Here is a 14,704-nt window from a genome sequence, read left to right on the forward strand (position 1 = left end):
GGTAAGCTCCACCGGTTGTCCTGACCCGATTGATTGTTGACAATGAGCAGTTGATCGCCCTTCCGGATGATCGCGACGATGATTCGATAGAGTGGATACATGACGCTTCCTCCTAAAAAGACCACCTTGTCTAAAACAAGATGGTCCACTGATTATTTATTCTAGACCGAGCGACTGTGGCAGACGGACTGCACGTGCGAAGGCATTTTTATAATCCTTTTTCGCGACTAACTTTTCGACTTCACGGATCGCTGGATGCTGTTCGTCTGCAAACGCACCCAGGATCGTCAAGTAACGCTCATATACTTGATCGTCTTCCTGACGTGCTTTCAAAAGCGCTGTATACAGCATGACGGTATCTTCACCGTATAAGACAGGTAATTCTTCATTGATTAAAAGTAGCGTATCGATTGACTCCGGGTCGACCTTCGGATTGTATTCCGTGATGACCTGCTCTGCGAGTCCTTCGAGTTGATCACGCCATTCGTTGTAGCGCGGCTCATCGCTCTCGAGCCACTCGAACCATTCCTCTTCCAACATCTGTTCCATTTGACGTACTGTTTGTTCAAATGCCATTCGTCTCACTCCGTTTCCAAGTTAAATCAATCGTATACGTACCGACTGCTTGTCCATTCATTTTTAATGTATAGCGAAACTTCATCTGCTGCGGTTTCATCTCAATCGTCTCCGTGTCTGTCTCCATCAACATTTGACCGAACTGACTGCCATACTGGCTTTTAGTCGTCTCTTTTAAAATGAAAACATGATGCATCGCAACAGGACCTTTGCGATTCAGGGCGATCTGGTCTTTTGACCATTTGATCGTCGTATCAATCGGTTGTTCATCCGGTTGAACGAATTTCACGGCAAAACCGTCCTTTGTTTCGAACAACGTGCCGTCCGCCTCAAGTTCGACCGATTCACGCATCGGACCATCTTCAATCGTCGTCACCTGTCGTAATGACACCGAGTACTTTACTGGTTTCACTTCTATCACCTCATCGTTTAGCGTACACGATTTTTTCGTCTGATGCATCTTCTGCTTACGCGCAACAAAAAAACGGATTCGATGTACTTCGAATCCGTTCAAAACATCTTAGCGAACACGGTACAGACGAGCTTCGAATGGACGAAGATCCAGTTCTGTTCCTTCGTGGTGCATCGTCGGATAGTTGCCAAGCAACATATTATCCGAATGCAAGATGATATCCGTATCGATTTCTGCTGTTTCGCCTTTTAAGTTCGTAACGATCAAGAACTGTTCGTCACCAAGCGTCCGTGTATAGGCATAGACTTTCGTATCTTCCGGTAAGATGAGATCATACGCGCCATAAATCAATGTCTCTTCCATCTTGCGGATTTGAATCATTCGTTTATAGAAGTTCAAAATCGAGTCTTCGTCTTGTTCTTGTGACGCGACATTGATGTCCGCGTAGTTCGGGTTAACACCGAACCATGGGGATTGATTCGAGAAGCCACCATTTTGCTCGTTCGTCCATTGCATCGGTGTGCGTGAGTTATCGCGTGACGAGTTCCAGATGACTTCCATGATTTCCTCATGTGTCTTCCCGGAAGCGAGTTGCATCTCATACATATTTTTCGTCGCGACGTCATCATAATCCGAAATATCCGGGAACTGAACGTTCGTCATCCCGATTTCCTGACCTTGATAGATGAACGGTGTGCCTTGCATGAAGAAATACATCATCGCAAGCGACTTCGCGCTCTCTTTCCAGTACTGTTCCTCGTCACCCCAAAGGGAGACCGAACGTACCTTATCGTGGTTTTCGAGGTACAAGGCATTCCAACCGGTTGCTTCAAGTCCTTTTTGCCACTTCGTCAGCACTTGTTTCAGTTTGACGACGTCAACGCCTTTTTCAGCGTCTGCGCGCCAGAGATCCATGTGCTCGAACTGGAAGACCATGTTCATCTTGCCGTTCTCTTCTCCGACCCATAGATCCGCTTCTTCCGGCGAGACGCCGTTTGCTTCCCCAACAGTCATGATGTCGTATTTCGAGAATGTCTCATCCTTTAGCTCTTCAAGATACGCATGGATGCCTTCGACGTTCATATGCATGTCAAACGACGGCACATACGGCATACCAAGTGGGTTCGGGAGATCGCCGAACGACTGATCCTTGTTGATGTGACTGATCGCATCGATTCGGAAACCATCGATGCCTTTATCAAGCCACCAGTTGATCATTGTATAGACCGCTTGACGCATATCGCGGTTTTGCCAGTTCAAGTCTGGCTGACGACGGGAGAAGACGTGCAGGAAGTATTGCTCAGTCTTCTCGTCATATTCCCATGCTGATCCACCGAAGATACTTTCCCAGTTGTTCGGTTCTCCTCCATTGATCGCATCTTTCCAGATGTACCAATCGCGTTTCTCGTTGTCTTTTGACGAACGCGATTCAAGGAACCATGGATGTTCATCAGATGTGTGGTTGACGACGAGATCAAGTAACACTTTGATGTCTCGTTTATGCGCTTCTTCCATTAAGAGATCGAAGTCTGCCATTGTTCCGAACTCATCCATAATGTCTTCATAGTCACTGATATCATATCCGTTATCATCGTTCGGTGACTTGAACATCGGACAAATCCACAAAACGTCGACGCCAAGATCCTTCAAGTAATCCAGTTTTGCGATGATACCCGGAATATCGCCGATTCCATCGTTATTTGCGTCATAAAAGCTGCGTGGATAGATTTGGTATGCTACTGCTTCTTTCCACCAAGCTCGTGTAATTGTTTGTTGGGCCGTCTCAGGGCGCGGTATCATTTGTGTCATGTGTTAGAAATCCTCTCGTAGGTGAGTCATTAGTAGGAGTTAGGTATATTTGTTCGTCCTTCATTTTGTTTTGCGCAACCGATTGCGCAAACCCTTTACTTTTATCTTATCAAATCCACTTTTAAAGTCAATGTCTCGAGGATGATTTCACCATTTCACATCAATGGGGATCACTCTTCGTTCACATCGAATATTTCAGTTGAACTTACATTACATTTACTGAATTATCCTACACTGTTTATCGGTCAATTTCTACCTTTTTGCATAACCTTTCCTTTCCAAAATGAATCTTTTTTTATTCGTTCGGGTATACCCTAACCAATGCACGTAAAAAAGGGGGATTTTCAAGATGAAGGGACAATTCTTTATTGGTGGACAATGGCTGGATCACGGACGAGAACGGACAGATGTCACGAATCCAGCAACCGGAGAAGTCGTCGGTAGCGTACCAAACGGAACAAAATCAGACGTCAATGATGCTGTCGAAGCAGCACGGAAGGCTTTTCCAGAATGGTCGAAGCGGACAGTATATGAACGCGCTGAACTCTTGGAAAAACTCTATGCCAAAATGATCGAGAAAAAAGATGAACTCGCCCGGTTAATGACGCTTGAGATGGGAAAACCGCTAGCTGAATCAGAAGGTGAAGTCCAGTATGCGGCAAACTTCGTCAAATGGTTCGCAGAAGAAGGAAAACGGGCATACGGACGTGTCATACCGACACACGATGCTTCTAAAAGACTTCAAGTCATCAAACAACCGGTTGGTGTCGTCGCCGCGATCACACCATGGAATTTCCCAGCAGCCATGATTACCCGAAAATTGGCTCCGGCTCTCGTTGCCGGATGTACGTTCGTCATCAAACCACCCACCGCGACTCCATTAACAGCACTTCGTTTACTTGAACTTTGTCAGGAAGTCGGGATTCCAGAAGGCGTCGTCAATGCCGTTACAGGTAGCGGGAAAGCACTCGGTGAATCACTCGCGACACATCCGCATGTCGATAAGATCACCTTCACTGGTTCGACCGAAGTCGGACGGACACTGATGGCTCAAGGAGCAGAGACGATCAAAGCGATGTCGCTTGAACTCGGCGGACATGCACCGATTCTCGTCTTTGATGATTGCGATCTCGATTTAGCTGTTGCGGAGACGATCAAGTCGAAATTCCGAAACGGCGGACAGACGTGTGTCTGCGGAAACCGGATCTATGTATCTGATTCGATTTATGACGCGTTCGTTGAAAAACTCGGTCAGGAGACGGCAAAATTGAAAACCGGGAACGGTCTGGATGCCGAAACAAAGATCGGTCCAATGATTAATAAAGCGGGTTACGATAAAGTTAAAAAACATGTCGATGACGCTACTTCAGCCGGTGCTCGTGTCGTCACGGGTGGAACAGGAACAACGGACGAGGAGAACGATGTCTATTATTATGAAGCAACCGTGCTCGCTGACGTAAAACCCGGCATGTTGATCATGAACGAGGAGACGTTCGGACCTGTCGCTCCCGTCCAGCGTGTCAGTTCTGATGAAGAAGCGGTTCGTTACGCCAACCAGACACCATTCGGTCTCGCTTCATACGTCTTTACGAAGGATTACGCGCGTGCCATTCGTGCAATCGAAGGGCTTGATTATGGAATCGTCGGCTGGAATGATGGGGTTCCTTCTGCTGCACAAGCACCATTTGGTGGAATGAAACAATCCGGTCTTGGACGCGAAGGCGGTAGTGAAGGACTCGAAGCGTATCTCGAGACAAAATACATCTCAATCGGTGGACTAGCATGAACGCGGCGGATTGGTTCGTCCAATGTTTAGAGGCAGAGGGAGTCACGCATATCTTCGGTGTTCCCGGTGAAGAGAACATCACATTGCTCGAATCACTTAGTCGTTCGTCGATCACGTTCATCACGACGCGTCACGAAACGAACGCTGCGTTCATGGCAGCGATGTTCGGTCGCCTGAGTGGACGACCGGGTGTCTGCTTATCGACGCTTGGTCCTGGTGCGACTAACATGATGACGGGAATTGCGAGTGCAACGATGGACCATTCTCCTGTCGTTGCCATCACAGGACAAGGAGCACTATCACGGCAACATAAAGCGTCGCATCAAATGTTTGATCTCGTTGATCTATATCGTCCGGTCACGAAGTCAAGTACGTCCGTTCTGACACCAGAAGTGATTCCGGAAATCGTCCGTCGTGCCTTTGCGACGGCACAGAGCGAAAAGCCGGGAGCGACGCATATCTCTTTCCCAGAAGACGTCGCAAAACAAGAACGAGATCAACCTGTGACTCCTGTCAAAAACGACAGTGCTCCGACATATCTTCATCCGTTGACGATTGATGATCCGGACGTTTTACGATTGATCGAGCGATCGCAACGTCCTGTCATCATTGCCGGTTTCGGGATTCACCGTCAACACGCACTTGAGGCGTTTCGGGCATTCGTCGAACAGCTGGATGCTCCGGTCGTCGAGACAATGATGGGAAAAGGCTCCATCTCCTCACAACATCCGCTTGCCGCGCATACGATCGGTTTGCCGGATGTTGATTACAACCAACGAATTCTTGATGCGAGTGATTTAATCATTACGATTGGTTATGACATCACGGAACTGCCCCCGGAAAAATGGAATCCGAAAAAGACGCCGGTCGTTCATCTGGATACGAACCTTCACGAAATCGATGCCTACTATCCAGTCGTTGCAAATCTAGTCGGCAATCTTTCAGATGTATTGACCGTTTTGACACCACTGCTTCCAAAGCGTTCCTGGAGCGGTTGGCAACGGAATCGCGATAAGTTGCGCCAAGAGATTCAAGAAACATATTCCCTCGCGCTCCCTTTACATCCTCAAAGCATCGTTCGTGAGCTCGAACGGACGGTTGGTGAAGCCGGAATGGTTTTCTCGGATGTCGGAGCACATAAAGTCTGGCTCGCTCGCCATTATCAAACGACACATCCAGATCAATTGTTCATTTCGAATGGGTTTGCTTCAATGGGCTATGGTTTATCGAGTGCACTCGCAGCCAAACTTCTCTACCCCGACCGACGTATCGTCTGCGCCGCTGGAGACGGAGCTTTTCTTATGAACGGTCAGGACCTCGAGACCGCCGTTCGTTTGAAGCTGCCACTCGTCGTATTAATTTGGCGAGACGGGACATATGGTCTCATCGAATGGAAACAACAACAAGCATATGGAAAATCATCGTACATCACCTTTGATAATCCGGATCTCGTTCAACTGGCTCATGCTTTCGGTGCGCTTGGACTTCGCGTCGGTGAACACGGTTCGCTTGCCCATTGTCTTGATCAAGCTTTCGCGAGCGATGGACCCGTATTGATTGACTGTCCGGTCGATTACCGGGAAAATCTAAAGTTAAGTGAACGTCTCCGGACGTATGGAGGGTGATATATTATGACACAACCACGTAAACTGCAGTCTATTTCTGATTTTGATCAATTTGCGTCCGAGCATAGCGCGTTCGTGATTTGCAAACACAGTACGACGTGTCCGATCAGTGCCGCAGGATTCTCAGAGTATACGAAGTTCGCGGATGAAACATCTGTTCCGACAGCATATCTCTTCGTCCAAGAAGCTCGGACCTTATCGAATCACATCGCTGAACACTATAATGTCCGACATGAGTCGCCACAAGTTCTTTTCATTCAGGACGGCAAATCTGTCTGGACAGCATCTCACTACGACATTACAAAGGATGCACTCGAAACGAACGTTCAGTAACGCTAACTATGAAACAAGCTTCTGGCTGTTTCAAACTGAAGACAAAGCGCAATTTTCCTCTAACGAGAAGGATTGCGCTTTTTTATTTCCTACGAATCATTTTCCTCATTTAGAAAAACGCTTTCAAAACTACATAAAAAATAAAATTATCTTTCTTAGCTATTATTATTTGTAATTCGAACTAAATCGGATTAAGATAAACTACAGATAGAACGACCGTATAGAAATCTGTACCGTTAGTTTAGTTAGGAGGATATTCATGCAACAAAGTGCAACTCACACAGCTCGAGCTCCTTACGGCATCCTCGCCGTTTTGATGATCGGGGCATTCATCGCTTTCTTAAATAATACCTTGCTCAACATCGCCCTTCCTTCAATCATGAAGGATCTAGCGATCGAACCAGCTACTGCTCAATGGCTGTCGACTGGTTTCATGCTCGTCAATGGTGTCTTAATTCCGACATCTGCTTTCTTGATTCAAAAGTATTCGGTTCGTCGCTTGTTCTTACTCGCGATGACCCTCTTCTCGACCGGAACGATTCTTGCCGGATTCGCAGACGTCTTCCCTGTGTTGCTCGCAGGACGGATGATTCAAGCGTCGGGTTCTGCCATCATGATGCCGCTACTAATGAACGTCATGCTCGTCAGTTTCCCGATTGAAAAACGCGGGACTGCGATGGGCTTCTTCGGATTGATTATGATGGGGGCTCCAGCGATCGGACCAACGTTATCCGGTTGGATCATTGAGCACTACGATTGGCGGATGCTGTTCCACTTCATCACACCAATCGCCTTAATCGTTCTCGTCGCTGGTTTCTTCTTACTTCGTGACGTCAAGGAACGGTCTGCCGCTCGGATCGATCTGGCTTCCGTTGCACTTTCGTCACTTGGTTTCGGTGGCTTATTGTACGGATTCAGTTCTGCCGGCTCTAAAGGTTGGGATAGTTTCCACGTCTATGGAGCACTGATCGTCGGGGTCATCGCACTCGTGACATTCATTTATCGTCAGCTGCATATGGAACGTCCGATGCTCAACTTCAAGATTTATCGTTACCCGATGTTCGCCTTGTCTTCTGCGATCTCGATGGTAGTCACGATGGCGATGTTCTCGGGCATGTTATTGCTTCCGATCTATGTCCAGACGATTCGCGGTATTTCACCACTTGATGCGGGTCTCATGCTGTTACCGGGTGCCATCTTAATGGCCGTCATGTCACCGATCAACGGGAAGCTGTTTGATAAGATTGGTGGTCGTCCTCTTGCATTGACTGGTTTATTCATCACAGTCGTCACGAGTTATTACTTCAGTCAACTTGAGATGGATACGACGTATACGCATCTGATCATCCTGTATTCGTTACGGATGTTCGGGATGTCAATGGTCATGATGCCGGTCTCAACGAACGGTTTGAATCAGTTACCAACACGCTACTATCCACACGGCACAGCGATGAACAATACGTTGCAACAAGTATCTGGTGCAATCGGAACGGCGTTGCTCGTAACTATCATGTCAACGCATGCGAAGACTCGTGGCACAGAGCTCGCGGCCGAAGCGGCGAAGAACATGACAAGTCAACCGACAGCTGAAGCAGCTTCTGCTTTAAAACAGCAGATTACGATGCAAGCGACGCTTGACGGAATCAACTATGCGTTCTTCATCTCGACGTTCATTGCTGGTCTAGCATTCGTCCTCGCCTTCTTCATTAAACGGGCGACACAAGCTGAAGACATCATTAGCGATCAACGCTCATTGAACGAAACGATCGTCAAACCGCAAGTCTCCAATCAATAAGTGCAAAAGCAGTCGCCTCTCGCGACTGCTTTTTTTATTGTTTGAGCTATATACTGGTACCCCCCATACCTATATGTTAGAGTAAAGATAACAACAAGATTACTAAAGGAGGCACGACTATGGCACACGATCACCCTGTCGTCCCACGAACACATGAAGAACAAGACGCTTTAATGAAACGATTAAAGCGTATCGAAGGACAAGTCCGCGGGATTGCCAACATGGTTTCTGAAGACCGGTATTGTATCGACATTTTGACGCAAACCGCATCGATTCAAGCAGCACTTCGACAGGTCGAACTACAAATCATCGAACGCCACGTCAAAATGTGCATGCATGAGGTCGCGACTCGTCAAGACAGTACGGACGCTTACGTCGATGAGTTGATGGCAGTCATTGCCCGTCTGAAAAAGTAAGGAGGGTTTTCTGATGTCAAAAACGATTGAGTTTGATATTGAAGGGATGACATGTGCCGCCTGTTCCGCTCGGATTGAAAAAGTCCTGAACCGGATGGACGGCGTCGAAGCAACGGTCAACTTACCACTCGAGACGGCTCGTGTCTCGATTTCTGATGCCTATGATGATCAAGCGATCATCGAAAAAATTCGCAAAATCGGCTACGAGGCCACGGTCAAACAAGCACCACACGCAACAAAATCGAATCGTCGGATGCTGTATCGCTTCGTCATCGCAGCCGTTCTTTCGCTCCCTTTGCTCGCGAGCATGCTGACACATATTCCGAATAGTCCATTCCATCTTCCATTCTTGATGAACCCGTGGCTACAATTTGCTTTAGCGACACCGGTTCAATTCATCATCGGTGCGCCCTTTTATAGCGGGGCTTATAAAAGCTTACGGAGCGGGAGTGCTAACATGGATGTCCTTGTCGCGCTCGGGACATCGGCAGCCTACTTCTATTCCGTTGCTGAAATGCTGTTCGTCTCTGATATGCCACACCTCTACTTTGAGACAAGTGCGATTCTGATTACACTCGTCTTGCTTGGGAAGGTTCTCGAAGACCGTGCGAAACAACAGACGACAGGAGCGATTAAAAGTCTGCTTTCCTTACAAGCGAAAGAAGCCATCGTTTTGGAAGATGGGCAGGAACGGATCGTTTCAATTGAGGCGATCCAAGCCGGGATGGTGTTGCTCGTAAAACCCGGAAATAAAATTCCGACAGACGGTATTGTTCGCGCAGGTGATGCGTATCTCGATGAGTCGATGTTGACCGGTGAATCCGTTCCTGTTCATAAGACTGTTGGCGCATCCGTCATTGGTGGTACGCTGAATACGAACGGTTCCTTACAAATCGAGGCGACAAAGATCGGGCAAGCAACGGTTCTCGCACAAATCATTCGCGTCGTCGAGCAAGCGCAGACCGAAAAAGCGCCGATTCAGCGCCAAGCCGATCGGATTTCTGGTGTGTTCGTACCGATCGTCGTCGCCATCGCGCTTCTGACATTAGCCGCTTGGTGGATGTTCACCGGTTCCTTTGCAGAAGCGATTCGTCCTGCCATCGCGGTTCTCGTTATCGCCTGTCCGTGTGCACTCGGACTCGCAACACCAACTTCAATCATGGTCGGAACCGGAAAAGGAGCGGAACGAGGGATTCTCTTTAAAGGGGGGGCTCAACTGGAGAACCTCCAACATGTCGATGCTGTCGTCTTTGATAAGACTGGAACACTGACAGTCGGTCGCCCTGTCGTCGTCGAGACGTTTGGCACGGAGACAGCGCTCGATTTCGCTGCCGCGCTCGAACGTCAATCCGAACATCCTCTTGCCCGTGCCATCACAGCAGAGCGGGATGTCGTTTTTGATATCGAACAGTTCCATGTCGAATCAGGACGTGGGATCACAGGACAAATCATGGGACATGATTTGATCGTTGGTTCAGCGCGAATGATTCAGGAACGAAACATCGCCCTTCCTGACTGGACGTCACTCGGAGCGACACTCGTGTATGTCGCCGTCGATGGAGAAGTCGCTGCCGGATATGCCATCCGTGACGCGTTAAAAGATTCAGCGAAAGAAACAATCCAGCGGTTGCGAGAGACTAAGGACGTGTATCTCTTGACCGGTGATCGTCGTGAAGTTGCTGATCATCTAGCAGAAGAACTCGGACTTGATCGAGCGTTCGTCTTTGCTGACGTCTTACCTGTTGAAAAGGCAGATGTCATTCAGTCACTTCAACAAACGAAACGTGTCGCGATGGTCGGAGACGGTATCAATGATGCTCCCGCTCTTGTAACGGCGGACGTCGGCATCGCGCTCGGCAGCGGCACAGATGTCGCCCTCGAAGCAGCCGACGTGACGTTGCTTGGACACGATTTAAAACAAGTTTTACTTGCGATCGAACTAAGTGAGCAGACAATGAAAAACATTCGTCAAAATCTCGTTTTCGCACTCGGCTACAATACGATTGGCATCCCTGTTGCTTTTCTTGGTCTGCTTGCTCCATGGCTTGCGGGCGCCGCCATGGCATTCAGTTCTGTCTCTGTCGTGACGAATGCGTTACGATTAAAACGTACCCCACTATCTGAAGGAGGAACTTCATCATGAAAGAAACAACGTTATCTGTTATCGGTATGACATGCAATCACTGTAAAGCGAGTGTCGAATCAGCTTTATCTGAAGTCGAAGGTGTACAACATGCTACTGTCTCACTGGAACAAAACCAAGTGACGGTACAGCATGAAGACGTTCCTCGTGAGCGCCTCGTCGATGCAATCGAAGAGATCGGCTATGATGTGCCGACTGCTTAAACATCCATGCCAAACTGCTTCTAACACGCAGTTTGGCTTTTTTATTTTTTGAAAAGCGGGAATATACGGAGTAAGGAGGGGTTCGTATGGTACCGCAAATCGAATTCGTAGAACACTTCGACGACAACAAAGGAAAACGATTCAAAATCGAACTTTGGAATCTCGGAACCTTCACATTCAGTGCCGAGTCAGCTCGTGGACCTGTCACCCGTTTCACCTCCATCGATATTCAATTCGTTCAAACCTGCGTTCAACGAATGCGCTCGATCGTGGACGCCAAAAAAGCATTCCAGGAAGATCAACCGGTCTAATCCTGTCTTTTTTCATTCTCCTCATGGCACTTGCCATGAGTTTTTTTGTTTCCGGTCAATGTTTTTCAATATTCTCGTCTTTTTTTCGAAAACCAGTATCGCTTCGTCAAGATGAACCGATAAGAAACAGACATCATTTTATTCACATCTTGAGTATTGGAGGCAACTACGTGCGCAATCCTTTTAAAAGTAAGACTACTTCGGTTTATCAAGCTACAATCGGCTTTCCTGATTCTCATCTCATCACGAAGACGGCAGATCCTGATCTTACATCTCGTCTCGTATACATGGGGTATACAGAAGAACAGCTACAGACACTTAAATCGATGGCACCTATCGTTCAAGGCATCTTAGATGAGGTCCTCGAGCAAGTGCTTGACCATCTATTATTGAATCCAGAGATGGCAACGATCGCGAAACAATCATCGACACGCGAACGATTGAAAAAAGTCTTTGCAGACTACTTCACGAGTCTTCTGACAGGAAACATGGATGAATCCTTCCTTGCGATGCGGACACGGATGGGACAGACGCATAAACACAACTTCGTTCCCGTCACTTGGTTCATCGCTTCATATGCTGCGTTTCAGACGTTGTTGATTCCTAAAATCGTCGAACATTATCAGCATGACCCAGCGCAACTGACAACAGCCGTGCTTGCATTGACTCACGCGATGAACTTAGATGCTCAAATCGTAACGAGTCAGTACGTCGATTCTCGTCTTCATGAAGTAACGGCAGCGAACGAGTCGCGCCGTCAACTGCTGACAGACGTCGTTCGTGTCAGTCAAGAAGTCGCAAGCTCCGTCGAACATACGGATCATGCCATCATCGAAACGAGCCGACGTGCTTCACAAGTGTTGGCAGAAACAGATCAGACGGAGCAGACGAGCCAGCAACTCGTCCAAATGACGATTGCTAACGAACGACAGATGCAACAGATGGAGCAACAATTCGCTCAATCAACACAACAAGTTGGTACTTCGCTTGAAAGCATCCACGAATTGAAAACGACGTCGGATGAGATCGTCCAGATGACACAAAGCATCGAAGCGATCGCCAATCAAACGAACTTACTCGCGTTAAATGCTTCGATTGAAGCAGCCCGCGCCGGTGAACACGGTAAAGGATTCGCTGTCGTAGCGACGGAAGTCCGGAACCTTGCTGAAAATGCCAAGTCATTAAGTAGCAGCATCAATGGTCTGATTCAAAAGAACAATGGCAACATTACACAACTGGTTTCTCAGATGGAAGACATCACACGCGCCAACACTGCATCTCAGCAAGAATTACAACAAGTCAAACAAGGAATCCAAACCGTTAAGAGTGAAATGGAAAACTCACTGACGTTGTTTGGTCGTAATAAAGAAAACCTTGGACAAATCGTCGAGACGATCCAAGGTCTCAGTAAAACGACGCAAGGCTTGACGACACTGACGACGGATCTTGTCGCAGCTTCAGAAACACACTAAAAAACAGGTCTCTCTTTTTCGGTCATAGCCGAAGTGAGAGACCTGTTTCATTTTTAATTGTCTTGTTCTGCCGTGACGACAAGACGTTGATCGTACCCTTTTGAGTTTGTAAACGTACCAATGCATGAAATGAGCGTCAGTTTGTTCATGACGGTCGCACCAAAGATTGATCCGACTGGTGCTTCATCGACAGGATAGGACATGACGTTCGTCACCACGTATGACACCTGTTGTCCTGTTTTCCCTGTCACTTCAATCCGTTGCCCTTTTTTCATCTTGGCTAAATCATAAAAGACAGCAGGTCCCTTTTCATCGTCTAGATGTCCTGCTAATACGACATTTCCGGTTTGACCGGCTTTCGCACCGTATTTATACCACGCGACTTGATCCGTTTTTTTTGGCACATCCATCCGTCCTTGCTTATCCTTCCCGACGACTTCGATGTTTGCTTTCACATCGAGCGTCGGAATCATAATACGCGTTGGAATGAATGCTTCTTCGTCCACCATTTCGGATGGAGTGGACGAAGAAGACGTCGTTTCAGTTTGTTTTGGTTTTTCCGGCTTTGTAGTACCTGGAGGTGATCCCGATTGGCATCCGGCTAATACGAGTAAGAGAAGCAGACTACTCTTAAGCGTTTTGTTTACGACGGACGACATACGCTGTTCCTACTAACAAGGCAGCTGCTGCTGCGACTGCCCATGGTGTAGCAGAAGTCGTATCAGCAGAACCACCAAGTCCTGTATCTGGCATTGATGCCATTTCACCGCCATCTGGAATTAAGAGAACATCAAACGCTGGCTCGCCTTCTAGTAAACCGATTGCGAGAGCTGTATAGTTTTTGCCACTGTCGAGTTTGACGCCATCAAGTGCTTTGACGACATCCGTTGCGCCTGCAGGGCGGACTTCGAGGTCATACGTACCTGCATCGAGTGTACCGTAGTCAGAGACTTTTGAGAATTCAAGGTTGCTAAAGAGTGGGTCTCCACCTTTTGGTGCGACATCAACAGCAGGTGCATCTGGTGCAAAGTGTGCGACACGGACCATTGATTTGCCGTCTTCGCCTTTGCCGTTGTCTTCCATGACAGCAAGTTTAATATCAGCAAGTTTACCGATTGCTGCGACAGAATAGAATTTACCAGCTTCCACATTGAGTGTTTGAGAGAGCACAGGATCTTTTGTTGTTCCTGCAGCGAATACTTCTACTTTATGTTCGCCAGCTGGTAGTGTGAGGTAATCTGTAACATCTTTGAATTTTGCTCCTGATACGGCTTTTTTGCCATCGACCGCGATATCGACTGCCGGAGCATCTGGTGAAGCATGAATGACACGAACCATTGCGTCATCTGCTGCGCCTACCGGAAGCACGAATAGTGCAAACAGTAACGTAGCAGTCACAAACGATAAGAGTTTCTTCATCTTTTTTCCACCTTTCTGATTGTCAAATGTACATCGCTCTCAAACCAATGTTCTTACACTTCAGAATATTTCCGTCGTGGTGACATCTTAAACTTAAGATACTTCCGTATATGTGTAAAGATTTCAGTGTGCTATGAACTTGTTTTGAAAACACACTGACCTTCTTTTTGTTTTCGAAATAAAATACATAACAAATCAATTGAAAAGAAGGTTAGTTATGATACAGCCTCGTCACGGTTAAGTGCCTACCTGTCCGTTTTACTTCTGACGTTCTTGAATCCGATGACGAGCGGACAGGATGCCGTTTTGTTTCTAATCGGTATTTTTCTTGGTTCTGCCACCTGGGGGAGCATCCTGGCAAACATCACACACCTGCTTAAACACCAGATTGCGACGTCCGTTCT

At 47.5% G+C, this 14,704-nt stretch carries 14 protein-coding genes; 9 read left to right on the forward strand and 5 right to left on the reverse strand.

What is annotated here, in order from left to right:
• Positions 1-156: 156 nt before the first annotated feature.
• The 3 genes from BW42_RS11750 to BW42_RS11760 form a co-directional block, all read right to left on the reverse strand.
• A complete protein-coding gene (locus tag BW42_RS11750) occupies positions 157-576 on the reverse strand; it encodes a hypothetical protein (protein WP_035411309.1) in 420 nt (139 codons plus the stop codon).
• Positions 566-988: a DUF1934 domain-containing protein gene (locus BW42_RS11755; RefSeq protein ID WP_231496909.1), complete on the reverse strand. Its 423-nt coding sequence runs from the start codon at positions 986-988 to the stop codon at positions 566-568. The genes BW42_RS11750 and BW42_RS11755 overlap by 11 nt, the downstream gene beginning before the upstream one ends.
• A gap of 108 nt (positions 989-1,096) precedes the next feature.
• Complete coding sequence (locus tag BW42_RS11760; RefSeq protein ID WP_052019136.1) at positions 1,097-2,797, reverse strand: alpha-glucosidase; 1,701 nt, start codon at positions 2,795-2,797, stop codon at positions 1,097-1,099.
• Between the two features lie 349 nt (positions 2,798-3,146).
• Between BW42_RS11760 and BW42_RS11765 the strand changes: the two genes are divergently transcribed.
• The 9 genes from BW42_RS11765 to BW42_RS11805 all read left to right on the forward strand — a co-directional run bounded on the left by BW42_RS11765 (position 3,147) and on the right by BW42_RS11805 (position 12,881).
• Complete coding sequence (locus tag BW42_RS11765) at positions 3,147-4,583, forward strand: NAD-dependent succinate-semialdehyde dehydrogenase (RefSeq protein WP_035411314.1); 1,437 nt, start codon at positions 3,147-3,149, stop codon at positions 4,581-4,583.
• Positions 4,580-6,208: an acetolactate synthase large subunit gene (locus tag BW42_RS11770; RefSeq protein ID WP_035411317.1), complete on the forward strand. Its 1,629-nt coding sequence runs from the start codon at positions 4,580-4,582 to the stop codon at positions 6,206-6,208. The genes BW42_RS11765 and BW42_RS11770 overlap by 4 nt, the downstream gene beginning before the upstream one ends.
• Before the next feature lie 6 nt (positions 6,209-6,214).
• A complete protein-coding gene (gene ytxJ / locus BW42_RS11775) occupies positions 6,215-6,541 on the forward strand; it encodes a bacillithiol system redox-active protein YtxJ (RefSeq protein ID WP_035411320.1) in 327 nt (108 codons plus the stop codon).
• 259 nt (positions 6,542-6,800) lie between these two features.
• Positions 6,801-8,336: a DHA2 family efflux MFS transporter permease subunit gene (locus tag BW42_RS11780; RefSeq protein WP_035411324.1), complete on the forward strand. Its 1,536-nt coding sequence runs from the start codon at positions 6,801-6,803 to the stop codon at positions 8,334-8,336.
• 119 nt (positions 8,337-8,455) lie between these two features.
• Complete coding sequence (locus BW42_RS11785) at positions 8,456-8,752, forward strand: metal-sensitive transcriptional regulator (RefSeq protein ID WP_035411326.1); 297 nt, start codon at positions 8,456-8,458, stop codon at positions 8,750-8,752.
• Positions 8,753-8,765: 13 nt separating this feature from the next.
• Complete coding sequence (locus tag BW42_RS11790) at positions 8,766-10,895, forward strand: cation-translocating P-type ATPase (protein WP_035411329.1); 2,130 nt, start codon at positions 8,766-8,768, stop codon at positions 10,893-10,895.
• Entirely contained in the window at positions 10,892-11,098 is a 207-nt protein-coding gene (locus tag BW42_RS11795; protein ID WP_023466808.1) for a heavy-metal-associated domain-containing protein, read from the forward strand. The genes BW42_RS11790 and BW42_RS11795 overlap by 4 nt, the downstream gene beginning before the upstream one ends.
• An 86-nt stretch (positions 11,099-11,184) precedes the next feature.
• Positions 11,185-11,409, forward strand: a complete 225-nt coding sequence (locus tag BW42_RS11800) for a hypothetical protein (RefSeq protein WP_035411332.1) — start codon at positions 11,185-11,187, stop codon at positions 11,407-11,409.
• 170 nt (positions 11,410-11,579) lie between these two features.
• Positions 11,580-12,881 (forward strand): globin-coupled sensor protein, encoded by a 1,302-nt coding sequence (locus BW42_RS11805; RefSeq protein WP_035411335.1) that lies wholly within the window; start codon positions 11,580-11,582, stop codon positions 12,879-12,881.
• A 53-nt stretch (positions 12,882-12,934) separates the two neighbouring features.
• Here BW42_RS11805 and BW42_RS11810 read toward each other — a convergent pair whose 3' ends face one another.
• Both BW42_RS11810 and BW42_RS11815 read right to left on the reverse strand, forming a co-directional pair.
• Complete coding sequence (locus BW42_RS11810) at positions 12,935-13,540, reverse strand: class F sortase (RefSeq protein ID WP_052019137.1); 606 nt, start codon at positions 13,538-13,540, stop codon at positions 12,935-12,937.
• Complete coding sequence (locus BW42_RS11815; protein ID WP_035411338.1) at positions 13,512-14,300, reverse strand: DUF4397 domain-containing protein; 789 nt, start codon at positions 14,298-14,300, stop codon at positions 13,512-13,514. Before BW42_RS11815 ends, BW42_RS11810 begins: the two co-directional genes overlap by 29 nt.
• Positions 14,301-14,704 lie beyond the last annotated feature (404 nt).

The sequence above is a fragment of the Exiguobacterium sp. RIT341 genome (assembly GCF_000632205.1).
Classification (GTDB): Bacteria; Bacillota; Bacilli; order Exiguobacteriales; family Exiguobacteriaceae; genus Exiguobacterium_A.

What these genes read in the sequence shown, in the direction of transcription:
- BW42_RS11760 (WP_052019136.1), bottom strand. Translation starts at nt 2,797, where the DNA reads ATGACACAAATGATACCGCGCCCTGAGACGGCCCAACAAACAATTACA.
- BW42_RS11800 (WP_035411332.1), top strand. Translation starts at nt 11,185, where the DNA reads ATGGTACCGCAAATCGAATTCGTAGAACACTTCGACGACAACAAAGGA.
- BW42_RS11770 (WP_035411317.1), top strand. Translation starts at nt 4,580, where the DNA reads ATGAACGCGGCGGATTGGTTCGTCCAATGTTTAGAGGCAGAGGGAGTC.
- ytxJ (WP_035411320.1), top strand. Translation starts at nt 6,215, where the DNA reads ATGACACAACCACGTAAACTGCAGTCTATTTCTGATTTTGATCAATTT.
- BW42_RS11810 (WP_052019137.1), bottom strand. Translation starts at nt 13,540, where the DNA reads ATGTCGTCCGTCGTAAACAAAACGCTTAAGAGTAGTCTGCTTCTCTTA.
- BW42_RS11765 (WP_035411314.1), top strand. Translation starts at nt 3,147, where the DNA reads ATGAAGGGACAATTCTTTATTGGTGGACAATGGCTGGATCACGGACGA.
- BW42_RS11790 (WP_035411329.1), top strand. Translation starts at nt 8,766, where the DNA reads ATGTCAAAAACGATTGAGTTTGATATTGAAGGGATGACATGTGCCGCC.
- BW42_RS11750 (WP_035411309.1), bottom strand. Translation starts at nt 576, where the DNA reads ATGGCATTTGAACAAACAGTACGTCAAATGGAACAGATGTTGGAAGAG.
- BW42_RS11795 (WP_023466808.1), top strand. Translation starts at nt 10,892, where the DNA reads ATGAAAGAAACAACGTTATCTGTTATCGGTATGACATGCAATCACTGT.
- BW42_RS11785 (WP_035411326.1), top strand. Translation starts at nt 8,456, where the DNA reads ATGGCACACGATCACCCTGTCGTCCCACGAACACATGAAGAACAAGAC.
- BW42_RS11780 (WP_035411324.1), top strand. Translation starts at nt 6,801, where the DNA reads ATGCAACAAAGTGCAACTCACACAGCTCGAGCTCCTTACGGCATCCTC.
- BW42_RS11815 (WP_035411338.1), bottom strand. Translation starts at nt 14,300, where the DNA reads ATGAAGAAACTCTTATCGTTTGTGACTGCTACGTTACTGTTTGCACTA.